23 protein-coding genes are annotated in these 25,085 nt (G+C 66.6%); 11 read left to right on the top strand and 12 right to left on the bottom strand.

The window, feature by feature from the left end:
- Positions 1 to 7 precede the first annotated feature (7 nt).
- Positions 8 to 736, top strand: a complete 729-nt coding sequence (locus tag WMC41_RS10565; RefSeq protein WP_398431444.1) for a DUF2270 domain-containing protein — start codon at positions 8 to 10, stop codon at positions 734 to 736.
- Between the two features lie 13 nt (positions 737 to 749).
- On the opposite strand, the gene WMC41_RS10560 is transcribed toward WMC41_RS10565, so the two are convergent.
- From WMC41_RS10560 to WMC41_RS10545, 4 genes are all read right to left on the bottom strand, one after another.
- On the bottom strand, positions 750 to 1,016 hold the full coding sequence (locus WMC41_RS10560; RefSeq protein ID WP_244769619.1) for an usg protein: 267 nt from the start codon (positions 1,014 to 1,016) through the stop codon (positions 750 to 752).
- A gap of 144 nt (positions 1,017 to 1,160) precedes the next feature.
- Positions 1,161 to 1,991 (bottom strand): ABC transporter permease, encoded by an 831-nt coding sequence (locus WMC41_RS10555; protein WP_432348070.1) that lies wholly within the window; start codon positions 1,989 to 1,991, stop codon positions 1,161 to 1,163.
- On the bottom strand, positions 1,988 to 2,791 hold the full coding sequence (locus WMC41_RS10550) for an ABC transporter permease (protein ID WP_244769621.1): 804 nt from the start codon (positions 2,789 to 2,791) through the stop codon (positions 1,988 to 1,990). The genes WMC41_RS10555 and WMC41_RS10550 overlap by 4 nt, the downstream gene beginning before the upstream one ends.
- A 169-nt stretch (positions 2,792 to 2,960) precedes the next feature.
- Entirely contained in the window at positions 2,961 to 3,743 is a 783-nt protein-coding gene (locus WMC41_RS10545) for an ABC transporter substrate-binding protein (protein ID WP_288077777.1), read from the bottom strand.
- A 339-nt stretch (positions 3,744 to 4,082) separates the two neighbouring features.
- On the opposite strand from WMC41_RS10545, the gene WMC41_RS10540 reads away from it, so the two are divergent.
- Positions 4,083 to 6,236 carry an OmpA family protein gene (locus WMC41_RS10540; protein ID WP_432348069.1) on the top strand — a complete coding sequence of 718 codons (2,154 nt, stop codon included), beginning with the start codon at positions 4,083 to 4,085 and terminating at the stop codon, positions 6,234 to 6,236.
- Positions 6,237 to 6,419: 183 nt separating this feature from the next.
- Positions 6,420 to 8,393, top strand: a complete 1,974-nt coding sequence (locus WMC41_RS10535) for an OmpA family protein (RefSeq protein WP_432348067.1) — start codon at positions 6,420 to 6,422, stop codon at positions 8,391 to 8,393.
- Between the two features lie 59 nt (positions 8,394 to 8,452).
- Here WMC41_RS10535 and mobB read toward each other — a convergent pair whose 3' ends face one another.
- The 3 genes from mobB to WMC41_RS10520 all read right to left on the bottom strand — a co-directional run bounded on the left by mobB (position 8,453) and on the right by WMC41_RS10520 (position 10,578).
- Positions 8,453 to 8,974, bottom strand: coding sequence for a molybdopterin-guanine dinucleotide biosynthesis protein B (mobB, locus tag WMC41_RS10530; protein WP_432348066.1), 522 nt, complete (start codon positions 8,972 to 8,974; stop codon positions 8,453 to 8,455).
- Positions 8,971 to 9,606 (bottom strand): molybdenum cofactor guanylyltransferase MobA, encoded by a 636-nt coding sequence (gene mobA, locus WMC41_RS10525; RefSeq protein ID WP_244769626.1) that lies wholly within the window; start codon positions 9,604 to 9,606, stop codon positions 8,971 to 8,973. The genes mobB and mobA overlap by 4 nt, the downstream gene beginning before the upstream one ends.
- A gap of 63 nt (positions 9,607 to 9,669) precedes the next feature.
- Positions 9,670 to 10,578 carry a DMT family transporter gene (locus tag WMC41_RS10520; protein WP_432348064.1) on the bottom strand — a complete coding sequence of 303 codons (909 nt, stop codon included), beginning with the start codon at positions 10,576 to 10,578 and terminating at the stop codon, positions 9,670 to 9,672.
- 385 nt (positions 10,579 to 10,963) lie between these two features.
- On the opposite strand from WMC41_RS10520, the gene WMC41_RS10515 reads away from it, so the two are divergent.
- Positions 10,964 to 13,507: a methyl-accepting chemotaxis protein gene (locus tag WMC41_RS10515; protein WP_288077769.1), complete on the top strand. Its 2,544-nt coding sequence runs from the start codon at positions 10,964 to 10,966 to the stop codon at positions 13,505 to 13,507.
- 332 nt (positions 13,508 to 13,839) lie between these two features.
- Here the strand turns inward: WMC41_RS10515 and WMC41_RS10510 are convergent, their stop codons facing one another.
- Both WMC41_RS10510 and moaA read right to left on the bottom strand, forming a co-directional pair.
- On the bottom strand, positions 13,840 to 14,490 hold the full coding sequence (locus WMC41_RS10510) for a DUF1176 domain-containing protein (RefSeq protein ID WP_432348061.1): 651 nt from the start codon (positions 14,488 to 14,490) through the stop codon (positions 13,840 to 13,842).
- Positions 14,491 to 14,512: 22 nt separating this feature from the next.
- The gene (gene moaA / locus WMC41_RS10505; protein ID WP_244769682.1) at positions 14,513 to 15,499 is read right to left on the bottom strand and encodes a GTP 3',8-cyclase MoaA; all 987 of its coding nucleotides are present in this window, start codon (positions 15,497 to 15,499) and stop codon (positions 14,513 to 14,515) included.
- A 200-nt stretch (positions 15,500 to 15,699) separates the two neighbouring features.
- Here moaA and WMC41_RS10500 point away from each other — a divergent pair, with 200 nt between their 5' ends.
- From WMC41_RS10500 to WMC41_RS10490, 3 genes are all read left to right on the top strand, one after another.
- A complete protein-coding gene (locus WMC41_RS10500) occupies positions 15,700 to 16,074 on the top strand; it encodes a gamma-butyrobetaine hydroxylase-like domain-containing protein (protein WP_244769630.1) in 375 nt (124 codons plus the stop codon).
- Positions 16,075 to 16,131: 57 nt separating this feature from the next.
- The gene (locus WMC41_RS10495) at positions 16,132 to 17,958 is read left to right on the top strand and encodes a monovalent cation:proton antiporter-2 (CPA2) family protein (protein ID WP_432348059.1); all 1,827 of its coding nucleotides are present in this window, start codon (positions 16,132 to 16,134) and stop codon (positions 17,956 to 17,958) included.
- Positions 17,959 to 18,142: 184 nt separating this feature from the next.
- Positions 18,143 to 19,354 carry a low temperature requirement protein A gene (locus WMC41_RS10490; RefSeq protein WP_432348057.1) on the top strand — a complete coding sequence of 404 codons (1,212 nt, stop codon included), beginning with the start codon at positions 18,143 to 18,145 and terminating at the stop codon, positions 19,352 to 19,354.
- A gap of 89 nt (positions 19,355 to 19,443) precedes the next feature.
- Here WMC41_RS10490 and WMC41_RS10485 read toward each other — a convergent pair whose 3' ends face one another.
- Complete coding sequence (locus tag WMC41_RS10485; protein WP_432348055.1) at positions 19,444 to 19,923, bottom strand: MarR family winged helix-turn-helix transcriptional regulator; 480 nt, start codon at positions 19,921 to 19,923, stop codon at positions 19,444 to 19,446.
- A gap of 47 nt (positions 19,924 to 19,970) precedes the next feature.
- Between WMC41_RS10485 and WMC41_RS10480 the strand changes: the two genes are divergently transcribed.
- The 4 genes from WMC41_RS10480 to WMC41_RS10465 all read left to right on the top strand — a co-directional run bounded on the left by WMC41_RS10480 (position 19,971) and on the right by WMC41_RS10465 (position 22,909).
- Positions 19,971 to 20,879 (top strand): alpha/beta hydrolase, encoded by a 909-nt coding sequence (locus tag WMC41_RS10480; RefSeq protein WP_432348053.1) that lies wholly within the window; start codon positions 19,971 to 19,973, stop codon positions 20,877 to 20,879.
- A gap of 73 nt (positions 20,880 to 20,952) precedes the next feature.
- Complete coding sequence (locus WMC41_RS10475; protein WP_432348051.1) at positions 20,953 to 21,561, top strand: pyridoxamine 5'-phosphate oxidase family protein; 609 nt, start codon at positions 20,953 to 20,955, stop codon at positions 21,559 to 21,561.
- A 78-nt stretch (positions 21,562 to 21,639) separates the two neighbouring features.
- The gene (locus tag WMC41_RS10470) at positions 21,640 to 22,026 is read left to right on the top strand and encodes a hypothetical protein (protein WP_288077761.1); all 387 of its coding nucleotides are present in this window, start codon (positions 21,640 to 21,642) and stop codon (positions 22,024 to 22,026) included.
- 121 nt (positions 22,027 to 22,147) lie between these two features.
- On the top strand, positions 22,148 to 22,909 hold the full coding sequence (locus tag WMC41_RS10465) for a M15 family metallopeptidase (RefSeq protein ID WP_432348048.1): 762 nt from the start codon (positions 22,148 to 22,150) through the stop codon (positions 22,907 to 22,909).
- Between the two features lie 36 nt (positions 22,910 to 22,945).
- On the opposite strand, the gene WMC41_RS10460 is transcribed toward WMC41_RS10465, so the two are convergent.
- Complete coding sequence (locus WMC41_RS10460; RefSeq protein ID WP_288077758.1) at positions 22,946 to 23,593, bottom strand: L,D-transpeptidase; 648 nt, start codon at positions 23,591 to 23,593, stop codon at positions 22,946 to 22,948.
- Between the two features lie 304 nt (positions 23,594 to 23,897).
- Positions 23,898 to 24,968, bottom strand: a complete 1,071-nt coding sequence (locus WMC41_RS10455; protein WP_432348046.1) for a GGDEF domain-containing protein — start codon at positions 24,966 to 24,968, stop codon at positions 23,898 to 23,900.
- Between the last annotated feature and the right edge of the window lie 117 nt (positions 24,969 to 25,085).

Genomic DNA, 25,085 nt, shown 5'->3' with positions numbered 1-25,085 from the left:
GAATGACATGCCCGCCGATACGCCCCCTTTCCCGCTCTCCACCGAAACGAAACGGACCGGCAGTCCGGCGCTGCCCGCAACGCCGATGGAGACGATCAACACGATGGTGCACTACTATCGCGGCGAGCTCGGGCGCATGGCCGGCTGGCGCGACCGCATCGACCGCACCTCGAACTGGGCGATCACGGTGGTGGCGGCGCTGTTGTCGGTCTCGCTCTCAACGCCGACCTCCCACCATGGCGTGCTGCTCTTCGCGATGCTGCTGGTCTCGCTGCTCCTGATGATCGAGGCGCGGCGCTACCGGTTCTTCGACGTCTACCGGGCGCGGGTGCGCCAGCTCGAGCGCTTCTATTTCGCCGAGATCCTCAATCCGCGCGCCGCGCTGGACCTCGACTGGGCCGCGCCGATCGCCAAGAGCCTGCGCAAGCCGGAATTCCTGATCAGCTACCGCGATGCGGCCTGCCGGCGGCTGCGGCGCAACTACTGTTGGCTCTACCTCATCCTGCTGCTCGCCTGGGCGCTGAAGATCTCCTCCTCGATGATGCAGCGGCCGGCGACGGCGGGCAAGGACATGACGCTCGCCTTCGAGCACGTGGTCGCCAATGCGGCGCTCGGGCCGGTGCCCGGCGGCGTGGTGATCGCCCTCGTGCTGCTGTTCTATGTCGCGATCCTCTATTTCTCGCTCAAGGTGGACATGTCCGACAGCGAGCTGGCGCACGGGTCCGTGCACGTCTGATCATGGCTGCGCCTCAGTTGAGGATGAACTCGCCCTTCAGCGCACGCCATTCCGTCGCCGAGATCAGCCGGCGGTGGACGTAACGCACCGAGTGCAACGGCCCGTCCAGCTTCTCCTGCCAGAATTTCAGGAAGCTCTTCATCTCCGGGAACTCCGGGGCGAGATCGTAGTGCTGCCAGATATAGGTCTGCAGGAGCTGCGGATGATCCGGCATGCGGTAGAGGATCTGGGCCGTGGTCATGCCGTAGCCCTTGAGCTGCATTGCCATGTCGTTCGTCATAGCGACCTCATCGCGTGATGAATGATGGTCCCTATGATTGAGCGCCTGCAGGGTTAATGAAAGGTTTAAATTTGGCCAAAGGTGGGAATATTTCTTTGAAATCAGCGTGTTGGCAGCACTCTTGCGCGAGTGCTGCCAGGTGTTTCAGCGCTTCAGGTGGCGCGTCAGGCGCAGTTCCAGCCAGGCCCAGAGGTTGCGCAGCAGCTCCACCATGAGGAGATAGAGCAGCGCGGCCCAGAGATAGGCCTGGTAGTCGAAGGTGCGCGAGAAGGCGCGGCGGGTCTCGCCCATCAGGTCGAAGACCGTGACGATGGCGACGATGGCCGAGCCCTTGATCATCAGGATGATCTCGTTGCCATAGGGGCGCAGCGCGACGATGAGCGCCTGCGGCAGGATGACCTTGAAGAAGGCGACCTTCTTGGGCAGGCCGAGCGCGTCGGCGCCCTCGTGCTGGCCGCGCGGCACGCTCTCGATGGCGCCGCGCAGGATTTCGGCCTGGTAGGCGGCGGTGTTGAGCGTGAAGGTCAGGAGCGCGCAGTTCCAGGCGTCGCGGAAGAACCACCACAGGCCCCAGGCCTTCAATTCGGCGGAGAAGCTGCCGAGGCCGTAATAGACGAGGAAGAGCTGCGTCAGCAGCGGGGTGCCGCGGAAGAAGTAGACATAGCCGTAGGCGAGCCAGGAGAAGACCGGGTTCTTCGACATGCGCGCGAAGGCGAGCGGCAGCGAGATGAGGCCGCCGAGCACGACGGAGAGGCCGACGAGCAGCAGCGTCACGCCGAGGCCGGAGAGGTAGCTCGGCCCGTAACGGGTGAACTTTTCCGGATCCCAGCCGCCGACGATCATCAGGAATACGCCGACGGTGAGCGCCAGCCAGACGCCCATGAAGATGTTGCCGAAGAAGCGGCCGGCGGTGAAGGGCTTTGGCGGGGCTTCCGGCGGGGCCTGCGGCGGGATGAGGGTGGTGACGACGCTCATCGGGCGACCTCCGAACGTTTTGCCCAGCCTTCGATCGCCGAGAAGACCAGCGAGGAGAGGAAGGCGAGGACGAGGAAGAGCAGGCAGGCGATGGCGTAGAACTGGAAGGCTTCCTTCGTGACGCGCGCGGCGACGCCGGTCTGGCGCAGGATATCCGGCAGGCCGATGACCGAGACGAGCGCGGTGTCCTTCAGGAGCGCCATCCAGAGATTGCCGAGGCCGGGCAGGGCGACGCGGATGAGCTGCGGCAGCACGATGAGGCGCATGGTGCGGCCATGGTGCAGGCCGAGCGCATAGCCCGCCTCGTACTGGCCGCGCGGAATGGCCTTGAAGGCCGACAGCAGCACTTCCGAGCAATAGGCGGAGAAGACGACGCCGAGCGCGATCATGCCGGCGAAGAAGGCGTTGATCTCGACCGCGCCGCCATAGCCGAGCGCGGCCGCCAGGTTCTGCACGAGGATCTGCAGGCCGTAATAGACGATGAAGAGCGTCAGGAGCTCCGGCAGGCCGCGGAACAGCGTCGTGTAGATGTTGGCCGACAGCCGCAGCGACTTTTCCTCCGACTGCTTGGCCAGCGCGATGAAGAAGCCGATGACGAGGCCGACGGGCAGGGTGGCGATGGCAAGGCTCGCCGTCACCAGGAAGCCGAAGGCGATCTCGTCGCCCCATCCGGCATTGCCGCAGGCGAGCAGCGTGTCGCCCGCAAAAAGGTTGAAGATGCCGACCGGTCCGCAGAGGGGATCGATGATCCCGAGAAATGCGGATACCGCCTCGACGATGGCGGCGAAGAACCCGCTCATGCCAGAAGAACCCCCGATGCGCCTTGCGCTTGTTGTCCGGCTGCCTGATGCATCCGTCTTTTCTTATCTGCACGTTCTCAAACAAAAGGAGCGGGAGAGCAAGCCCTCCCGCCCGTGCATTCTGGTGATGGGTTCAGAAAAAACCCGCATGACAGGGATGCGCCGCGGATCAGTCGCCGTAGACGTCGAACGGGAAGTACTTGGCGTTGATTTCCTGGTACTTGCCGCTGGCGCGGATCGCCGCGATCGCCGCGGTGAACTTGTCGGCCAGCGCCGTTTCGCCCTTGCGCACCGCGATGCCGGCGCCTTCGCCGTTGATGACCGGGTCGACCGGCAGCGTGCCGAGCAGCTTGCAGCAGGCGCCGTCGTCGGTCTTCAGCCATTCGGAGAGCACCACCACGTCGTCGATGACGGCGTCGATGCGGCCGTTGGCGATGTCGAGCTTGTACTCGTCGGCCGTCGGATACAGCTTGACCTCGGCATCCTTCATATGCGCTTCGGCATAGTTGGAGTGGGTCGTCGAGCCCTGCGCGCCGAGCGTCTTGCCGGCAAGGGCTTCCGGGGTGGCTTCCGTGATCTCGCTATCCTTCGGCACGACGATGGCCGGCGGCGTGTTGTAGTACTTCTTGGAGAAGTCGACCTTCTCCTTGCGCTCGGCGGTGATCGACATGGAGGCGATGATCGCGTCGAACTTCTTGGCGATGAGCGCCGGAATGATGCCGTCCCAGTCCTGCGTGACGAAGGTGCACTCGGCCTTCATCTCCTCGCACAGCGCCTTGGCGATGTCGATGTCGAAGCCGGTCAGCGTGCCGTCGGATTCGAGATTGTTGAAGGGCGGGTAGGCGCCTTCCGTGCCGATCACGATCTTCTCGCCTTCAGCCATCGCGGAGGACGCGAAGAGGGCGATGACCGCAGCCGAGGCTGCGAGCGTGAAACGTTTGGAAATACGCATGTTGATCCTCTCTGTTGAAGGCGCTCGGGTTTTTCTTGTTGTCCGGGCCTTGAAGTGAAGCGGGCAAGGGTTGCCCGCTTGGCGCCGATAATCGACCGGTTTTCGCCCAAAAATCAACTGGATTCGCGCCGTCTTTCCGCCCGGTTTCCCCGACAATTTCGCAAGCCCCCTCTGGCCGGACGGCGGGCGCGGCCTATCTCGCGTCTCACCGCGCGTCGTTCAGGCGGGGTTAAGGCGGCGATGGCTAGGCCTTTGAAGACTGTGACGGGCACGTAAACGGCCGGAAGCGCCGGGCGGCCCTCTCCAGAGAACAAGACGGGACACCGTGAGGACAAAACGATGACTTTCCGCTCCAGACTTTTCGCAACCGTGGCGCTGCCGGTCCTGTCGACCGCGCTGATCGCGACGCCGGCACTGGCCGATGCCCTGATGAAGCCGTTCGAGGTTGCCCAGGAAAGCACCGGCGAAGGCCAGCCGAGCGAAGAGGAGCTGCTGCTCCAGCAGCAGCAACAGCAGCAGCAGCAGGACGAGGCGCAGCGCGCCGCCGAGGAAGAGCAGCAGCGCCAGGCCGAGGAACAGAAGGCCGCCGAAGAGGCGGAACGCGCCGCCGCCGAACAGAAGGCAGCGGACGAGGACGCCCAGCGCGCGGCGGCGGACGAGGAGCAGCGCCGGGCGGAGGAGCAGAAGGCGGCTGAAGACGCCGAGAAGGCTGCAGCCGAAGAGAAGGCGGCCGAAGAGGAAGCCCAACGCGCGGCCGCGGAAGAAGGGCAGCGCCAGGCCGAAGGGCAGAAGGCGGCCGAAGAGGCGGAGAAGGCAGCGGCCGAAGAGAAGGCTGCCGAGGACGAGGCCCGGCGCACCGCCGAGGAAGAACAGCAGCGGCAGGCCGACGACGGCAAGGCCGCCGAAGAGCAGAAGGCGCAGGACGAGCAGAAGCCGGCCGGGGAGGAGCAGGCCGAACAGCCCGCGCAGCAGGACGGCGGCACCTCCGAAACGACGGCCGGCGACCAGCCGATGACCGGAGAAAGCGGCCAGCCGGCGACCGATGAAAGCGATCAGGCGACGACCGGGGAAAGCGACCAGCCGATGACGGGCGAGGGGGAACAGCCGGCGGTCGCCGGCGAGCAAAGCCCGGCCGAAACCGGCACGGACCAGCCCGCCACGGCCGAGACCGGCGAGACGCCCGCGGTCGAGCCGGTGCCGGAGGTCGTCGAGACGATGACCGAGGAGGAGAAGCAGGAAATCGCCGAGGATCCGGCCACGACCGACGAGACGGTGGTGCTGCCGGTGGAGAACGGCGCCGCCGTGCTCGACAGCGACAAGGACGCCGACAATGCCGGCGGCCAGGCCAGCCGCGAGGAGCGCCGCAAGAAGCGCGAGGAATTGCGCGCGCAGGAGGAGGACGTGCCGGTTCCCGACACCGACGATGCCGCCCAGGCGACGATTTCCGAGGAGGTGCGCGAGGCCGTGCCCGGCAGGATCGAGGCCGCGATCAAGGAAGAGGGCAAGCGCGTGAAGGAGGCGCCCGACTTCGCGGTGCCGGAGACGACCAACATCATCAACACCACCGTGATCAACAACACGGTCATCAACAACAACACCGTCAACAACACGACGATCGACAACAGCGTCACCGAGGTGAATGTCGTCGAGCGCTTCGAGAACCGCACGGTGCTGGAGGCCGGAGACCGGCTGATCGTGCGCGGCGACGACCGCCCGCGCCTGCGCCGTGATTCGGAAGAGGTCTATTACGACAACCTCGCCCGCGGGCGCGTGCGCGAGACGATCGTGCGTCCCGGCGGCGTCCAGATCGTGACGATCTACAACCGCTACGGCGACATCATCCAGCGCTCGCGCGTCGGCCGTGACGGACGGGAATACATCCTCGTCTATGCGCCGGAGCTGGAGGGCGACGCCCCGCGTCCGGGCCTCATCGACGTCGGCTACGAGCTGCCGCCGATGCGCCTGCGCATTCCCGTCAGCGACTACATCATCGACACGTCGAGCAATCCGGACCGGGATTATTACGACTTCCTCGCGGAGCCGCCCGTCGAGCGCGTCGAGCGGGTCTACACGATCGACGAGGTGAAGCATTCCGCGCGCCTGCGCGACAAGGTGCGCCGCATCGACCTCGACACGATCACCTTCGCCACCGGCAGCGCCGACGTGCCGATGTCGCAGGCCCGCACGCTGCGCTCCGTCGCCGAGGCCATGCAGAAGGTGCTGGACAAGGATCCGGGCGAGACCTTCCTGATCGAGGGCCATACGGATGCCGTGGGGTCCGACAAGTCCAACCTGGTCCTCTCCGACGAGCGGGCCGAATCGGTCGCGAGCCTCCTGACGGACGTCTACGGCATTCCGCCGGAAAACCTGCAGACGCAGGGTTATGGCGAGCGCTTCCTGAAGGTGAAGACGCAGATTGCCGAGCAGCAGAACCGCCGCGTCACCATCCGCCGCGTCACGACGCTGGTGCGCCCCATGGCGCGGGCGAACTGATCGCATCTTCATGCGTTTAGGTGAGGGCCGCCGGCAGCCGCCGGCGGCCCTCACGCATTCAGCGCAGATTCATCTCACATGAATTAGCGTCTGATAACGAAGGCGGGCGGCTTGCGCGGAAACACAAATTCGCCCCAAACCCTGATGCAATAGCGTCGAACGCTGGCAAACGAGGAAACGCCAATGCTTAAGAGAACAAGACTTCTGGCAACGGTGGCCCTGCCCATCGCTTCGCTGTCGTTTATCTGGCAGCCGGTCGAGGCCGCCATGATGCCCGTGCTGCCGCTGGCCGGTCCGGCGCGTGTCGTTCCGGTGCAGGCCGAGGAAGGGCAGTTCGGCGACGACCTGCTCATTCCCAAGCGCCGCAACCGCGAGGACCAGGGCAACGGCAACGAGGGCCGGCAGGAGCGCAAGCGCAACCGCGAGGATGACGGTGGCGGCAAGAACAACCGCGAAGCCAAGGAACAGCTCGACCGTGCCCGCCAGGAGCGCCGCGAGCGCAAGCGCGATGAACAGCGCCAGCAGGACGACCAGCAGAAGGCGCGCGAGGAACGTCGCCAGCGCCAGCGTGACGCCGAGCGCGACCAGCAGCGCCAGGAGGAGAACCAGCAGCGCAACCGCGAGGAACGCCGCAAGAAACAGCGTGACGCCGAGCGGGAGGAACAGCGCCGGCAGGACGACCAGCAGAAGACGCGCGAGGAGCGCCGCCAGCGCCAGCGCGATGCGGAGCGCGACCAGCAGCGCCAGGAAGAGAACCAGCAGCGCGCCCGTGAGGAACGCCGCAAGCAGCAGCGCGACGCCGAGCGGGAGGAACAGCGCCGGCAGGACGACCAGCAGAAGGCGCGCGAGGAACGCCGCCAGCGCCAGCGTGATGCCGAACGCGACGAGCAGCGCCAGGGCGAGGAGCGGCAGCGCAACCGCGAGGAGCGCCAGCGCGAGGCCGAACGGGAGCGCAAGCGCCCGGACGAGACGGCGGGGCGTCCCCGCCGCGAGCGCGACAAGGAGCGCGAGCGCATCGCCCGCGACCCGTCGCGCACGACCGGGACGATCGAGCTGCCGTTCATCGACGGCGCCGCGGTTCTCGACAGCGACAAGGACTGGGACAACCGCCGCGACCGCTCGCGCGAGGAACTGCGCCGCGAACGCGAGGAGAAGCGCCGCGACGTGCGCGTGCGCGTTCCCGAATCCGACCGCGATGCGCAGGTCGGCTGGGAAGGGCGTGACCGCGTCCGCTACGAGCCGGGCGACCGGGAGCGGGGCGAGCGCCGCGACCGCCGGCCGCGCTACGAGGACCGCGACGGCTGGCGCGTCCAGCGCGAGGTCGACGACCGCTTCGTGATCAATTTCGGCGACCGCATCATCGTGCGTTCCGACGACGGCCGCCGCCTGTCGCGCCGCGCCACGGAGACCTATTACGAGGATCTGCCGAACGGCCGCGTGCGCGAGGTCATCGAGCGGCCGAACGGTGACCGCGTCGTCACCATCCGCAACCGCTACGGCGAAATCATCCAGCGCTCGCGCATCGACCGCCGGGGCCGGGAATATGTGATGTTCTATGCGCCGGAAATCGACCGCGACAGCCGGCCGACCTTCGTCGATCCCGGCGAGCGGCTGCCGCCGATGCGCCTGACCATCCCGGTCGATGAATATATCGTCGACACGTCCGCGGAAGACAGCATCGACTATCGCGACTTCCTGGGACGGCCCCCGGTCGAGCCGGTCGAGCGTGTCTATTCGCTCGACGAGGTGAAGTATTCGGCCCGTATCCGCGACAAGGTGCGCCGTATCGACCTCGACACGATCACCTTCGCCACGGGCTCGGCGGAGATCTCGATGAACCAGGCCTCGACGCTGCGCAGGGTGGCCGAGGCGATGAACGAGATCCTGGACAAGGATCCCGGCGAGACCTTCCTGATCGAGGGCCATACGGATGCGGTCGGCTCGGACGAATCGAACCTCGTGCTCTCCGACGAGCGCGCCGAGGCCGTCGCCAACGTCCTGACCGACGTCTACGAGATTCCGCCGGAGAACCTCGCCACGCAGGGGTACGGCGAGCGCTTCCTGAAGATCGACACGGACGCCGCCGAACAGCTCAACCGCCGCGTCACCATCCGCCGCGTCACCCCGCTGGTGAAGCCGGTGGCGATGGCCGAGTGATCGGCCGGCCCTGACGAACGCAAGGCCGCGGGTTTGCCCGCGGCCTTTTTCGTTGCGGCTCAGTTTTCCGGTTTCTTCAACCCCGTCACCGCGACGACGAAGTCGGCGATCGTCACCGTGTCGTCGAGGTCGAAGACGGGCAGGGTCGTGTCCGGGACGGGGTGGTCGGCGGCGATGGCGGCGATGTGGGGATCTCCGGGGGCGAGCGGCGTGCGGTTGGCGGCCTCCAGCCGCCGGGCCTCGATCTTGGGGATCGGCTCGCGCTTGTAGCCTTCGATGAGCACGAGGTCGCAGGACGCGAGGCGCGCGAGGATTTCCTCGAAGCTCGGCTCCGGGGCGCCGCGCAGCTCGTGCATGATGGCGTAGCGCGTGCCGGAGACGATGGTGACCTCGTGCGCGCCGGCCTGGCGGTGGCGGTAGCTGTCGGCGCCGACCTTGTCGATGTCGAAGTCGTGATGGGCGTGCTTGATGGTGGAGACGCGGTAGCCGCGCGAGACGAGCTCGCTCACCAGGCGCACGGCAAGGCCCGTCTTGCCGGAATTCTTCCATCCGGCAATGCCGAAGATCTTCGGTCGCGTCATCGTTCCAGCACCCAGAGCCAGTTTTCCGCCTCGTCGAGATCGTCCGGCGTGTTGATGTTGAAGAAGGGGTCGAACTCGCCGCGCGGGGTCTCGATCAGCGGGAAGGTGATTTCGCGGGCCTGGTGGCGCTCGAGATAGCTGCGCACGCGCAGTGCCCCGCCGCCGGCCAGCCATTCGGCAAGGTCTGCGGCGAGCGTGACGGGCCAAAGGGCGAAGACCGGGTGAAGGCCGCTGACCGAGCGCGCGACCGCCATGCGCTCCGGCGTGTCGACGACGCGCGACAGGCGGGCGACGAGATCGGTCGGGAAGAAGGGGCTGTCCGTCGGCACGGTGGCGACGTGGCTCGCCTCGGGGTGGTGGCGCCTGGCATAGTCGAGGGCGGCGAGCACGCCGCCGAGCGGGCCGGCGCGGGCGGCATCGAGATCGGCGAAGACCGGCAGCTCCTCGCCGCGCTCGAAGAGCACCGGGCCGTTGGCATTGACGGCGATGGCCGAGACCTGCGGCTTGAGGCGCCGGGCCGCGCGGTCGATGAGGGCGGCGCCGCCGAGGCGGATGCGCGCCTTGTCCTGTCCCATGCGGGAAGACAGGCCGCCGGCAAGGATCACGCCCACTATCGCATGCGCCGCTGTCATCTCGCTCCCGCCGTCCGTTTCGCCTTTCCGGTCTAGTCGGTGCGGCTGCGGGCCGCAACCCTGTCAGGGGGATTCGGGCTTGGACTCCTGCGCCACGGCCTCCGCCACCTGGCGGCGGTTCTCGCGCGAGAAGGTGTAGAGGCCGGAGGCGACGATGATCATGACGCCGATCGTCATCCAGAAGTCCGGCACTTCGCCGAAGAACAGGAAACCGATGGCGATCGCCCAGATGAGGCTCGTATAGCGGAAGGGCGCGATGAAGGAGATCTCGCCGGTGCGCATGGCGATGACGATGGTCTGGTAGCCGACGAGCAGCAGCACGCTGGCGGCGGCAAGGCGGACGAAGGCCTCGCCGGAGACCGGCTGCCAGCCCCCCATGGGCACGATCATCACGGCGCCGGTGACGGTGATCGACACCGCCGTGATGACGCTGATGAACAGCGAGGGCACGGCGCGGTCGATCCGGCGGGTACAGAGGTCCCGCGCGGCAGCGCCGACGACCGAGGCGATGACGTAGACCGCCGCGAGCGAAAAGCCCTCCGGGCCGGGGCGGATGACGATGAGCACGCCGGCAAAGCCGGCGATGATGGCAAGCCACCGCCGCCAGCCGACCTTCTCGTTGAGAAAGAGCGCCGCGCCGAGCGTGACGGCGAGCGGCAGGGCCTGGAGGATCGAGGCCGTGTTGGCGAGCGGCATGGCGCCGAGCGCCGAGACATAGGCGAGCGAGGCGATGATCTCGGCGGTCATGCGCAGGGCGACGGCCGGCTGCAGCACGACCCGCCAGGAACCGAGCGCCCCCATCCAGCGCGCGATGGCGACGACGAGCACCGTCGTCATCAGGCCGCGCACGAACAGGATCTGGCCGGTGTTCATGGCGCCGGTGACGGACTTGACGAGCGCGTCGTTGCAGGTGAAGCCGGCCATGGCGATGGCCATGAACAGGGCGCCCTTGGCGTTGGCGGTGGGGGTCATGCAGGTGATTCCAGGCGTGTCTTCGTTCTTCTTAGGCGGATTGTCCGCCGCATTCCACCACCATGGAGGGTGGAACAAACGGGGTGATTGCCGCACGAAGCGGCGACTGGATGAAAATTGGGCAGAAAGTATGATGATTCCGGCGCAACAGCTTGAATTTCTGCCGCTTTGCCGAAGGAATTCATTAAGCTTCCCCACCTATCGTTGCGTCATCCCAATGAGCGATCGCATGATGCGACGGGTGGGGGGCGGGCCGCCTGATGCAAGATCGGCCAAAGCCCCGGTATCGGATGCCGGCCGCGCTCGCGCTGCGAGCCCGAGCGGCCGCTTCGGCTTTGAGGAACACCCGACGGGATCTTGGTCGTCATAAAACGTCGGGGAACCCATGTCCTTCATCGACCGCCTGCTCCAGCAGCGCCGCATCGTCACCAAGGTGCTGCTGTTCGTCATCCCTCTCGTCGCGCTGATCGCGGGCATCGGCCTCGTCGGTTACTTCACCGCGAGCACGCTGAACGGCCACATGACGGTGACGCGCGAGACGATCAACAGCCTGTCGCATTTCCAGAACCTCCGAACCGGCTTGCAGGACTTCGTCGACAAGCCGGGCGAGGAGACGCGGGCGGCGCTCGGGGCGCGGATCGACGAGCAGGAGGCCGGCATCAACGATCTTGACGCTCTTCTGCCCGATGCGGCCGAGAAGGCGAAGATCGCGTCCGTCGTGGCGCTGGCCGGGACCATGCGCGGGCAGAGCGAAACGCTCTGGTCGATCGACCAGGAGCGCAACGCCGTGACGGCAGGGCTGGAGGAGGCGCTGGCGACGATGGCCAGGGACGGGGCCTTCGCCGAAAAGCAGATCGGCGTCATCCGCAACGAATCGGGCGAGAAGGAAGCCTTCGCCAAGGCGCTGCTGTTCGACGCCGCCGCCTACCAGGGCCTTGCCGAGCGCATCGGCAAGTTCCGCAAGCCCGTCGCGCTGGCGATGAAGGCGGAGGACAAGGTCAAGGCGGCGACGACCTACCTGCCGCAGCTCCTCAAGCAGCTCGACGAATCCAAGGCGATCGCCTCGCCGAAGGCGCTGGAGCAGATCAAGCCCTTCGAGGCGGAGGTGGCCGCGATCAAGGACATCCTTGCCGGCAGCGACGACGCGGACGCCAAGAAGGCGAAGTTCGTGCCGGTGCTCGGCAAGCTCGCCAAGTTCGACGCCGACTTCCTCAAGGAGGCGGGCAAGAATTCCGACACGGCGGCGAAGCGCTTCGTCGGCATGGATGCGGAGATCGCGCTCCTGAAGACGCTGATCACGTTGATGGGCGACACGTTCAAGGGCATCGACGAGACGCGCCTGCACATCAGCGAGCTGCACCGCAAGCTCGACCAGCCGAGCCGCGACGCCGTGCTGGCGGACGTGAAGGCCGTTGCCGGCAGCGCCGCCGAGCTTGCCAAGCTCGGCACGAAGAACGCCGCCCTGCGCGACCTCTCGCAGAAGCTCGCGCCGTCGCTCGCAAGGATCGAGCAGGGCACCCAGGACCTCATCTCCGTCGGCGAGAAGTGGCAGGCCGCGCGCGTCGCCGCCTATGCCTCCGTCGCCGATGCCAGCCAGACGCTGGAGCAGTTCGTTTCCAGCGCCCAGGAGGCGGGCAAGAAGGACAGCCAGCGCTCCGCCAACGTCTCGATCATCGCCATGGTCGCCGGCACGCTGCTCGCCATCATCGGCGGCCTGATGCTCGTCGAAACCCTGCGCGGCCCGCTGAAGCGGGTGACCGAAGCCATGTCGCGGCTGGCGAGCGGCGACCTCGACATCAGCATCGACGGCCGCAACCGCGGCGACGAGATCGGCGACATGGTGCGCTCGGTTGCCGTCTTCCGCGATGCGGCGCGGGAAAACATCCGGCTGGAGCAGGAGGCCGAGGCCCAGCGCCAGATGACGGCCGAGGAGCAGGCGCGCCGCGCCAGCGAGCAGGCCCGCATCGAGGCGGAGCAGACCGAGGCGCTCACGGCCCTGTCGGACGTGCTCGGCCAGCTTGCCGCCGGCAACCTGGAGGAAAGCATGACGGAGGCGCTTGCCGCCGAATATGTCGCGATGGCGCGCACCTACAACAATGCGGTCGAGGCCCTGCGCGTCACCCTGTCGGACGTGCGCGCGACGACGATGGAGATCAACGGCGGCACGGGCAACCTCGCCACCTCCGCCGACGATCTCGCCCGCCGCACCGAACAGCAGGCGGCGGCGCTGGAGGAGAGCTCGCGCGCGCTGCGCCAGCTCACCGACATCGTGCGCTCGACGGCCGAAAGCGCCCAGAAGACGGCGGTGTCCGTCGACGAGACGCACAGCTATGCGAAACGCTCCGGCGAGGTCGTGGCCAAGGCGGTGGACGCCATGGGCGAGATCAACCGGTCGTCGGAGAAGATCAGCACGATCATCGGCGTCATCGACGAGATCGCCTTCCAGACCAACCTGCTTGCGCTCAATGCCGGCGTCGAGGCGGCGCGGGCCGGCGAGGCGGGCCGCGGCTTTGCCGTCGTCGCGCAGGAGGTTCGCGAGCTTGCCCAGCGTTGCGCCGGCGCCGCCCGCGAGATCAAGGGCCTGATCTCCGACAGTTCGGCGCAGGTCCGGAACGGCGTCGCGCTCGTCACCGAGACCGGCGAGGCGCTGACCGTCATCAACGAGCACATCTCCTCGATCCATGCGCTGGTCGGCCAGATCGAGGCGGCCGCCGCCGCCCAGTATGACGGCATCAACGAGGTGAACCAGGCGGTGCACCAGGTCGAGCTCATCACGCAGCAGAACGCGGCGATGGTGGAGGAGAACACGGCCGAGATCCACGGCCTGCGCCACCGCGTCGAAGTCCTCAACCAGAAGATCGACCACTTCAAGACGCGGGACCTCGATACGCGCGAGGGCGGCTATTACGGACAGCACGACGCGGCGTGACGGGCACGCTTTCCGTTTGACGACAAACGCCCTCCGTCGCCTCGGCCGTAAGCCGAGGATCCGTCGCCGCACCCGGAGCGTGGATGGTCGGGTCAAGCCCGACCATGACGGGGAGAGGGCGGTGGTCCTGCCGGTGAGCAAAGAGGGTCGTTCGGCTCTTTCAACGGGTCGGCAAACCTTTTCCCACCCACCGACGTCATCCTCGGCCTTGAGCCGAGGATCCTCAGCCGCAACCGGGTCAGGCCCTAGCCTTACGGAGGAGAGGTTTGCGGGACTTTCTCGGCAGTCTCACGGGCCGGTGGGGCCCGGCCGTTTTCGTTTGCGCCATTCCCTTACTTGCCGGCCTCGTAGACCACGTAGCTTTCCGGCACCGTCGGGTCCGGGTCGCCGTAGGTCGGGTCGAACTCGAAGCGGGTCAGCCTGAAATCGCCGTTGCGGAAGACCCACTCGCCGCTGTCCCAGGCGTCGCCGATGCCGCGCCAGGCGGTGTGGCTGGTGATGGTCCGGGTCTTCTCGTCGAAGCTGGCATTGACCAGCAGGGCGGTGGCGCGGAAGCCGTCGATCCTGGGGTCGGCGGCCAGCCGGCTGTTCTCCTCGTTCGCATAGGCATAGGCAAGGTCCGGCGTGGCGAAGGCGATGAGTTTCGGTGTGTCGCTGTCGCCGGTCTTCAGGACGAAGGCGTTGCGGATGTTGTAGGCGCCCGAGCCGCAGAACAGCTGGTAGAGCTCGGCCTCGATGTCGGGTCCGTTCGGGTCGTAGCCGGGCTTGTAGGCGAAGCGGTAGAGGGCGTGGCCGAACCCTTCCGCCTCCGGCCCGGCCATCGGCACGTCCTCCATGCCGTTCATGTCGCAGTCCGCGCCGAGGGCGGCCCTGGCGATCGCCTCGGCGGCGGCGATGCCCTCCGGCCGCTCGGCGGCAAGGGCGAGAGAGGGTAGGGCGGCGACAAGGAGGAGGGCGGGGAGGAGGGCCGGAAGGACGTTCACCAAAACCTCGCTTTTGGCGGGGTCAGCCGCCGGTGACGCTCATGTGGCGGGCGACGGCCGGGCGGTTGCGGCGGTCGATGACGAAATCGTGGCCCTTCGGCTTGCGGGTGATCGCCTCGTCGATCGCTTGCGAGAGCAGGGCGTCGTCGTCGGAAGCGCGCAGCGGCAGGCGCAGGTCCGCCGCATCGTTCTGGCCGAGGCACATGTAGAGCGTGCCGGTGCAGGTGAGGCGCACGCGGTTGCAGCTTTCGCAGAAATTGTGCGTCATCGGCGTGATGAAGCCGAGGCGGCCGCCTGTCTCGGCGACCGTGACGTAGCGCGCCGGGCCGCCGGTGCGGTAGGCGTTCTCCGTCAGGGTGAAGCCGTCTTCGAGGCGGGCGCGCATCTCCGACAGTGGCATGTAGCGGTCGGTGCGGTCTTCCTCGATCTCGCCCATCGGCATGGTCTCGATGAGGGTGAGGTCCATGCCGCGGCCATGCGCCCAGCGCATCAGATCGGGGATCTCGCGGTCGTTGAAATCCTTCAGCGCCACGGCGTTGATCTTGATGTGGAGGCCGGCGGCCTGCGCGGCGTCGATGCCTTCCAGAACCTTGGAGAGGTCGCCCCAGCGGGTGATGGTCCGGAACTTCTGCGCGTCGAGCGTGTCGAGGGAGACGTTGATGCGGCGCACGCCGCAATCGGCAAGCTCGGCCGCGTGCCGGGCGAGCTGCGAGCCGTTGGTCGTCAGCGTCAGTTCGTCGAGGCGCCCGTCATGCACCTGGCGGCCGAGTTCGCGCACGAGATGCATGATGTTCTTGCGCACCAGCGGCTCGCCGCCGGTCAGCCGGAGTTTTCTCACGCCCTTGGCGATGAAGGTGGAACAGAGCCGGTTCAGTTCTTCCAGCGTCAGCAGGTCCTTCTTCGGCAGGAAGGTCATGTTCTCCGCCATGCAATAGGTGCAGCGGAAATCGCAGCGGTCGGTCACCGATACGCGCAGATAGGTGATGGCGCGCCCGAAGGGGTCGATCATCGGTGCGTCGGACTGCGCGATCAGGTTCGCGCCACCCAGCGGGCCTGCATACGAATTCAAAACACGTCCTCCATTGCCGACATGTCGTGCGCCGGGGGCGCGGCGTCAAGCCGGTGCGGCGATTATGACAGCATTTTGCGCCTTGCGCATCCTTGATATGGCGCATAGTCCTTCGCGAAAACAGATGGAAAGGAAACGGGATGAGCGATCTGTGGCCGACCGAGCTGCGCGTTTCGAAGGACCGCCAGCGCCTCGTCGTGACCTTCAACGACGGCTTGAGCTTCGATCTTTCCGCCGAGCTCCTGCGCGTGCTCTCGCCCTCGGCGGAAGTGCAGGGCCACGGGCCGGGCCAGAAAGTGACGGTGCCGGGAAAGCGCAATGTCGCGATCATCTCGATGACGCCGACCGGCAACTATGCCGTGCGCATCGGCTTCGACGACCTTCACGATACCGGCATCTATACGTGGTCCTATCTCCGGGAACTCGGGGAAAAAGGCGCGGAACTGTTCGCCGCCTATGAGCGCGAGCTTGCGGAGAAAGGCATGAGCCGCGATATTTCGGAGAAACCGCGGTAACATGTCGGACTGCCTGGCGAAGGTAGCGTCCACCCCCAAACGAACGGGAGATGCCCCTTGGCAGGCGAAGCGAATGCAAATGATCTCACCCAGGTCGTCGTGCTCCTGGCCGCAGGCGTGGCGGCCGTGCCGGTCTTCAAGAAGATCGGCCTCGGCTCGGTGCTCGGCTATCTGGCCGCCGGGCTGGTGATCGGCCCCTTCGGGCTCGGCTTCTTCGCCGATCCGCAGGCGATCATCCATGTCGCCGAACTCGGCGTGGTGATGTTCCTCTTCATCATCGGGCTTGAAATGCAGCCCTCCCGGCTCTGGGGCATGCGCAAGGACATATTCGGGCTCGGCGCGATCCAGGTCATGGGCGCCATGGCGGCGCTGACGGGCATCGGCGTGTCGATGGGCTTTCCGCTCGTTCCCTCCTTCGTCGCCGGCACCGGCTTCGTCCTCACCTCCACCGCCATCGTCATGCAGATGCTGCAGGAGCGCGGCACGATGTCGACGCTGAAGGGCCAGCGCATCATCGCGATCCTGCTCTTCGAGGACCTCGCCATCGTGCCGCTGCTGGCGATCGTCACCTTGCTCGGCACGGGGGCGGCGGCGACGGATGCCTCCGACCGCTGGCTTTCCATCGCCATCGCCATCGGCGCCATCGTGGCGCTGGTGCTGGCGGGGCGCTACCTGCTCAACCCGCTCTTCCGGGTGCTGGCGGCCTCCCGCGCGCGCGAGGTGATGACGGCGGCGGCGCTGCTCGTGGTGCTCGGCTCGGCGCTCGCCATGCAGGTCTCCGGCCTGTCCATGGCCATGGGCGCGTTCCTTGCCGGGGTGCTGCTCTCCGAATCGAGCTTCCGCCACCAGCTGGAGGCCGATATCGAGCCGTTCCGCGGCATCCTGCTCGGCCTCTTCTTCCTCGGTGTTGGCATGGCGATCGACCTTGGGGTGATCGCCGCCAACTGGCAGCTCGTGGTGGCGAGCGTCGTCGGCTACATGATCGCGAAGCTCCTCCTGATCTATGTGGTCGCGCGCCTTCTCGGCACCTGCCATGCCGAAAGCCTGGAGCGCGCCGTGCTGATGGCGCAGGGCGGCGAGTTCGCCTTCGTGCTCTATGCCGCGGCCGTTTCCGCCGGCATCCTCAACGGCGAGGAGAACGCCATCCTGACGGCGACGATCATCATCTCGATGATCCTGACGCCGCTGATGGTCATCCTGCACGACCGCATCGTGCCGAAGCAGCAGCCGTCCACCGAGGGGCTTACCCTGCCGGAGAATGTCGAGGGCACGGTGCTGATGATCGGCTTCGGGCGTTTCGGCCAGATCGTCAGCCAGCCGCTGCTCGCCCGCGGCTACACGCTCTCGCTGATCGACAAGGATGCCGAGTTCGTGCGCGACGCCGCCGATTTCGGCTTCAAGGTCTATTACGGCGACGGCGCGCGCATCGACATCCTGCATGCCGCCGGCGCCTCGACCGCCAAGGCGATCCTCATCTGCCTCGACGACAAGGAGGCGGCGGTGAAGATCGCCGAGGTGGTGCGCGAGGAGTTCCCACTCGTGCCGATCCTGGCGCGCGCCTACGACCGCGGCCATGCCGTCGACCTCGTCCATGCCGGCGTCGACTTCCAGATCCGCGAGACCTTCGAATCGGCGCTGGTGTTCAGCCGCGAGACGCTGAAGGCGCTGGGCGAGGACGAGGATATTGCCGCCGAGGTGGTGGAGGAATTCCGCGACGTCGACCGCGAGCGGCTGGAGCTGGAAATGGTCGGCGGCATCTATGCCGGCCGCCAACTCATCCGCGGCAACGCCCAGCCGGCCGACATCGTCGCCGCGCGCACCGCGCGCGAGCGCGCAGCGGCGGAAGAAGAGCGGCATCGCCACGAGCAGGAAGAGGCCGGCTGAGAGGCTGCCGGTTCGGCTTGCCGATGCCTGCCGCGGGGCCATGACGTGGATGGCGGCGCTGCGTGGAGGCAGGGCATTCCGGTCTTTACGGGTGACGTCTGCCGGCAGCGTTTTTGCTTTTCCGCGAATCGCGAAAACGCTCTAGTTCTTTGTCTTCACGCCTCGAGCGAAAGGAACCGCCGCCATGACGGCGACGACCGACGACCGTTTCGCCCATTCCGCCTTCCTGCGGGCGCGCGGCACCGCGCAGGAAGGAAAGGTGGCTTTCGCCGAGCTCTTCTTCGACCTCGTCTTCGTGCTGACGATCATCCAGCTCTCCCATTCGCTGGCGGCGCACTATTCGCTGCTGGGCCTTGCCGAGGCGGCGATGCTGACGCTGGCGGTCTGGTGGGTATGGATCTACACGACCTGGGCGACGAACTGGCTGGACCCGGACAAGGCGCCGGTACGCCTCCTGCTCTTCGCCCTGATGTTCCTCGGCCTGATGCTGTCCATCGCCATCCCCACCGCCTTCGACGCCGGCGGCCTGCTCTTCGCGCTCACCTATGTCGCCATGCAGGTCGGCCGCTCGGCCTTCACGGCTTTTGCGATGCGGCGCGACTGGCCGGAAAACAGCCTCAACTTCACGCGGATCACCGTCTGGACGGCGCTTTCCGCCGTGTTCTGGCTGGCGGGCGGCCTTGCCGGGCAGGAGGTGCGGCTCGTCCTCTGGCTGATCGCGCTCGGCATCGAATATGTCTCGCCGGCACTCGGCTTCGTCGTTCCGGGCCTCGGGCGCTCGGCCTTCGGCGACTGGCAGGTCTCCGGGGAGCACATGGCGGAGCGCTGCGCGCTCTTCGTCATCATCTGCCTTGGCGAGACGATCCTCGTCACCGGCCGCACGGTCGCGGGGATGGAGCTGCTCGACGGCTTCACCATCATCCTGCTCGCCACGGCCTTCCTTTCGACCGCCACCATGTGGTGGATCTATTTCCGCTTCGGCCATGGCGAGGCGGCACATCTCATCGAGCATTCGGCAACGCCGGGCCGCATCGCGCGCATGGCCTTCACCTATGCCCACATCCCCATCGTCGCCGGCATCATCCTGTCGGCGGTGGCCGAGGAGTTCGCGCTCGCCCATCCGCACGGCGCCACCGACGCCAAGACGGCGAGCGCCATCATCGGCGGGCCGGTCGTCTTCCTTTCGGGCAACATCTGGTTCAAGGCGGCGATCCGCGGCCGCTGGCCGCTGTCGCATCTCGCCGGCATCGGCGTGCTGCTCGCGCTCTCGGCGATCGTGCCCTTCGTCGAGCCCTACCAGCTCTTCATGGCCGCTGCCGCGGTGTTGCTCGGCGTCGCGCTCTGGGAGTTCCTGTCGCTGAAATCGACGCCTGCGGACGACGTCGCGACGGTCTAGCATTTCCGGTGAACGCCGGTTCACCGGAAATGTTCTAGATTTTTGTTTTTACCGCATTATCCAGCGACTTCGCTTCGGCTGGAATTGCTCTAGGCATCGTCCGGCTCGTCCTCCGCATCCATCGTCTGGAGGATGTGGATGAGGTCTTCCATCGCTTCGGCCACCTGCAGGCAGCGCTCCGCCGGGGTCGGGGAGAGGGCACGTTCGATCAGCCCGGTCTGGATGGTCATCGCCTCCTCGGTGAGGCTGCGGCCGGCCTCTGTCAGCGACAGGCGCAGCACGCGCTTGTCCTTCGCATCGGCCCTGCGCTCGATCAGGCCGCGCTTTTCGAGATGCGGCAGCAGCATGCTCATGTTGGAGCGGCCGACGAGCAGCTTTCGCGCCAATTCCTGCTGGGAAATGCCGTCGAAGCGGTAGAGGTTGACCAGGATGTCGAGATGCGGCGGCTTGATGCCGAGACCGGCGATCGCCCGGCTCATCGCCTGCTGCATGAGCTGGCAGGCGCGCGCCACGCCGATCCAGCTGCGAAAGCGCGGATGATCCCAGGGGAAGGCTTGATTTTTGTTCATCATTGTACTTTATTGTTCAGTATTGAACATTTTTATGGATTCCCACTATGGCATCCTTTGGATTGAAGGTCATCCGCCTGGCGCTGTCCGGCGTCGCCCGGTTTTCCCCGGATGCGGCCGGCCGCGTCGCTTTCCGCCTCTTTGCGACGACGCCCGGCCGCCGGCCGCGCACGGCGAAGGAGAAGGAGCTTTTCGCGCGTTCCGAGGGGTGGATGCGGCAGGCGGAGCGCGTGCCGCTCGCCTTTGCCGGCGGCAGGGCGATTGCGCACCGCTTCGCCGCGCGCCCGTGCCAGAGCTTTTCCGGCCGGGTGCTCGTGGTGCACGGCTGGGGCTCGCGCGCGGCCTATCTTTCGGCGCTGACGGAAGCGCTCGTGGCCGCCGGCCACGAGGTCGTGGCGCTCGACCTGCCGGGGCACGGTGCCGCGCGCGGGCGCACGCTGACGCTGCCGATGGCCGTCCGGGCGATCGACGCGGCCTGGCAACGGTTCGGCGGCTTCGACTATTTCTGCGGCCATTCCTTCGGCGGGGCCTCGCTCGCCTGTGCGGCGAGCGGCCTCGTGCCGTCGGTGCCGGCGCACCGGCCGCGCCGGCTGGTGACGATCGGCTCGCCGAGCGAGATGACCTGGCTGTTCAAGGACCTCGGCCGTTTCCTGAAGCTCGGGCCGAAGGCGCAGGTCGCGCTGGAAAACCATGTGGAGCGCATCGCCGGCGCGCCGCTTTCGGCCTTCGACGCGGCCAGCGGGGCAGGGCGGCTGAAATCCCCCATGCTGGTCCTCCATGCGGAGGACGACAAGGAGGTGCCGGCGCTGCACGCCCGGCGCTACGCCGCCTCCGGCCCGAATGTCACGCTCGAATGGGCGAACGGTTTCGGCCATCGCCGCATCGTCTCCGCCGAGCCGGTGATCGACCGCATCGTGCAATTCCTTGCCGAGGATGCGGCGCGCATCGCCGCCTGACGGGCTTTCCGTCACGCGCCTGTCATGCAAGGGTGCGAAGCGCCGCAGCGAGCGCACAGCACGGGAGACAGGCATGAGCATCGTCACTTCGGTCGAGGAACTGAACGCGCTCTACGGCGCGCCGGGCGAGGCCTCGCTCGTCAAGGTGACGGACTACCTGCTGCCGGAATACCGCGCGATGATCGAGGCTTCACCCTTCATGGCGCTCGCCACCGTCGGACCGGAAGGGCTCGATTGCTCGCCGCGCGGCGATGCCGGCGCCGTCATCCATATCGAGGACGAGCGCACGCTGATGCTGCCCGACTGGCGCGGCAACAACCGGATCGATTCGCTCTCCAACATCGTGCGCGATCCGCGCGTCGCGCTGATGTTCCTCATTCCCGGCTCCAACACGACCATGCGCCTCAACGGCCGCGCCGTGGTGCGTATCGATGCGGAGATCACCGGGCGCTTCGTGATGGACGGGAAACATCCGCGCTCCGTCGTCGTCATCACCATCGAGGAGGTCTATTCGCAATGCGCCCGCGCCGTGCTGCGCGCCGACCTCTGGAATCCGGAAAAGTTCCGCGATACGGCGTGCCTGCCGACGGTCGGGCAGATGCTCGCGTCGGCCAAGAAGGGTTTTGACGGCGCTGCCTATGACCGGGAATGGCCGGGCCGCGCCGCCAAGTCCATGTGGTGAACGCCGGCGAATATCCAGCCATCGTCGCCCGTCTTGTCTTCGACAATGATCGGCCTCGGCCGGAAAGTGGAGCAGGGAATGCGAAAAGGACTTTTTGCGGCGGCTTTTGCCGCTGTGCTTGCGGTTTCGGCCGGCGCGGCCAGGGCGGATGAGCTGATCGAGAGCTACGGTGCCTATATCGGCCAGGACGATCTCTACAATTCCAGCAACGAGCGGCTGACGCAGCCCTGGCAGGTCATCCGCCAGGACCGCGCCAACGTGCACCGCTTCGGCGTGCGCCAGCCGGGTGACGACCTCGACAGCTTCTTCGCGTCCCCGCGCAACCGCGAGCTTGCCGAGCGCATGATCCGCGCCGGTCGCATCGAGCGCAGCGCCGCCCGCCGGCTGCTCGATGGCGATGTGCAGATCCATGTCGAAATCTGGCGCGGCGCGGGAGGCGACTATATCAACATCTCGGTCAACTAGAGCATTTCCGCTTTTCTCCGAATCGCGAAAACGCTCTAACCCTTTGTTTTTCCGCATTTCCGGACGCAAAACCGCTTCGCACTTTTGCTGGAAATGCTCCAGCCGCCGCCTCGCTGCGGCCATGCTTCTGCTGGCCGCGTCGCCGGCCGGTGCGGCGGAGCCCGATCTTGCGGCCCGCCTGGAGCTGCTGGTGGCCGCCTATCCGGAAAGCCTTGCCGGGGTCGAGGGAAACACGCTCCTCTTCAAGGACGGCGGCCCGCCGCTTCAGATCGACGACGGCAGGACGAAGGACCACCAGACGGCGCTGGCCACCGGCGACGTCGAGGACAGCCTTCGGCAGATCTACCCGCTCGGCGCCTGCGAGAGGACGCCGGAGGTCGATTTCGACCCCGGCCGCATCCGCAGCGATGCGCTGATGATGCGGCTCTACGGGGCCTCGGCGAAGGCGGTCTCGGCCGATCTCGTGCCGGTGGAATGGTTCGGCGAGACGCTGCGCGTGACGAAGCGCCAGGGGGCTGCGGCGGCGCTGGAAAAGGTGCGCGACGCGCTTGCCGCAAGGCCGGAGCTGAAGCGCTATCTCTCGCCCTCGGCGGGCGTCTTCAACTGGCGCAAGGTCTCCGGCGCGAAGAACATGTCCGTGCACAGTTTCGGCGCGGCGCTCGATCTCAACACGAAATTCGCGGACTACTGGGTCTGGTCGGGCGGCAAGCCCGGCAAGGTGCCGGGATACGCCAACAAATATCCGCTCGAGATCGTCGAGATCTTCGAGCGGCACGGCTTCGTCTGGGGCGGGCGCTGGTATCACTACGATACGATGCACTTCGAATATCGCCCGGACCTCATCGCCATCGCGAAAGCGGCAAGCGCTTCCGCCTGCCGCTGAGGGGGGGCGTGGGGGGCGCCCACCTCTTCCGGGACATCAATCGCGGACGATGACCGTCGTGCCCGTCGTGACCTGGGCATAGAGGTGCTCGACATCCTCGTTCGCCATGCGGATGCAGCCGGACGACTGCGCCTTGCCGAGCGAGGAGGGCTGGTTGGTGCCGTGGATGCGGTAGATGGTCGAGCCGAGATAGATGGCGCGCGAGCCGAGCGGGTTTTCAAGGCCGCCCTTCATCGAGACCGGCAGGATCTTGCCCTTCTTCGCCTCGCGGGCGCGCATGTCCTCCGGCGGCGTCCAGGTCGGCCATTCGGCCTTGCGCGTCACCTTTTCCGAGCCGGTCCACAGGAAGCCTTCGCGGCCGACGCTGACGGCATATTTCATGGCGAGGCCGGAACCGAGCACGTGGTAGAGGCGGCGCTCCGAATTGTCGATGATGATCGTGCCCGGCGCGACCTTCTCGCCGAAGGCGACGAGCTCGCGGGCGATCGGCGCGCGGGAGACGGCGGCGATCTTCTTCTCCGACTTCACCGGCTTGCCGCCCGAAAGGACTTGGAGCCAGCCCGTCTTCTGGGTGGAGGAGGAGAGCGAGGCGACCTCGACCGGATCAACCGCCCTGTCGGCGGCGACGGCAGCGCCTGCGGTGGAAAGGAGGCCTGCGAAGAGTGCGATGGCGAGCGTTTTCATTGTCCTGGTCCCTGTTTCCGGCCGGCGGCTTCATGCCCGGCGCCTTGTTCTGATGGGGACGTTGTAGGACAGCGGTGCCGGCCGCGATGTTCCGGCGGGAACAGGCCTCTCGCCCTGTCAGAAGGGCTGGATCCAGATGAGGCTGCTCAGCATCAGGACGGTCAGCATCGTCAGTTCGAAAAATCCGGTCTGCATGGCGTGTTCCTCCCGCGCCTGGAACGCGTGGCGGGCGCGGCGGTTCCAACCGGGAGGCCAGAATGCGGAACGGCGCCCGCAGGCGCCGTTTTCGGGAGGTGCGGGCCGCCTACTTGCGGTAGATCAGCCAGCTCTTGGTGAAATCCTTCTTCATGCCGTCCTCGAAGGGCATGGTGCGGTTGCGCCCGCCGTTCTTGGCGCAATAGAGGGCGATGTCGGCCTTGGAGTAGAGCTCGCCCGGGCCCTCCGCCCAGGAGGCCATGCAGAAGCCGAGCGATATGGTGATCGGGCCGTAGTTGACGCCGGTTTTGGAGTTCTTGAAGGGCGTGTGCTCCAGCGCGATGCGGATGCGCTCGGCGATCGCCATCGCCTCTTCCTCGGTATTGCCCTCGACGATCATCGCGAATTCCTCCCCGCCGGTGCGGGCGACGAGGATGTCCTTGCGCACGTTCGCGCGGATCAGGCTGCCGACGGAGGCGAGGATCTTGTCGCCGACGGGATGGCCATAGGTGTCGTTGATCTTCTTGAAATGGTCGATATCGGCGAGGATCAGCGCGGTGACGTTGCGCGACAAGGTCGAATTGTAGATGGCGGAGAGCTTGTCGTCGAAGGCGCGGCGGTTGGAAAGCTGCGTCAGGGAATCCGTGTTGGCGATGCGCTTGTACTCGTCGAGTTCCTTGCGCACGATGTCCATCTCGATCGACTTCTGCGCGACGTTCTGCACCATCTCCTTGCCCTGGCTGATGGTGTCGCCGGTCGCCTCCGTCAGCACGCCGATGACGCTCTTGATGATGTCGACGCTGGTGGCGCTCTTGCCGCTGATGCGCACGAAGGTCTCGTCGAGCAGCTTGTTGTAGCTTTCGAGCGAGGTCTGCTCCTGCTTGAGGAGGCGCAGCAGGCCCTCGAGCTCGCCGGCGATCCGCGTGTGCACGCCGTCGATGGCGGTGGCGCCGTGGTGATGGCCGAAATACTGGGCGCCGATCTCGTCCAGCTCCTCCTGCGAGGCCTTGCTGCCGAGCGCGGCGAGCTCCCGCGTCAGCTTGGGGTTGGAACCGATATAGGCCTCATAGAACAGCTCGTAGTTCCGCGGGATGGGAGAGACCCCCATTATGCGCATCGCATAGGTCACTTGCGCGGCGATATCCGGCACCTGGACCTTTTGCGCAACGGCCGTGTTCATGTCGGCTGCTCCTGATTTCCTTCGTTGGCTCCCGACCCGCAAAATTAGACATAAATGCTTTGGGAATGATTAACGGTTGCAGGTGCCGCAACGGCAGGCGGACATCAAAAAAGGCCG

Origin of the sequence: Shinella yambaruensis (assembly GCF_050859155.1) — a bacterium.
In the GTDB taxonomy this organism is placed as follows: domain Bacteria; phylum Pseudomonadota; class Alphaproteobacteria; order Rhizobiales; family Rhizobiaceae; genus Shinella; species Shinella yambaruensis.
The sequence above is the reverse complement of the archived record's forward strand: the minus strand, read 5'-3'. Positions and strand labels throughout refer to the sequence as shown.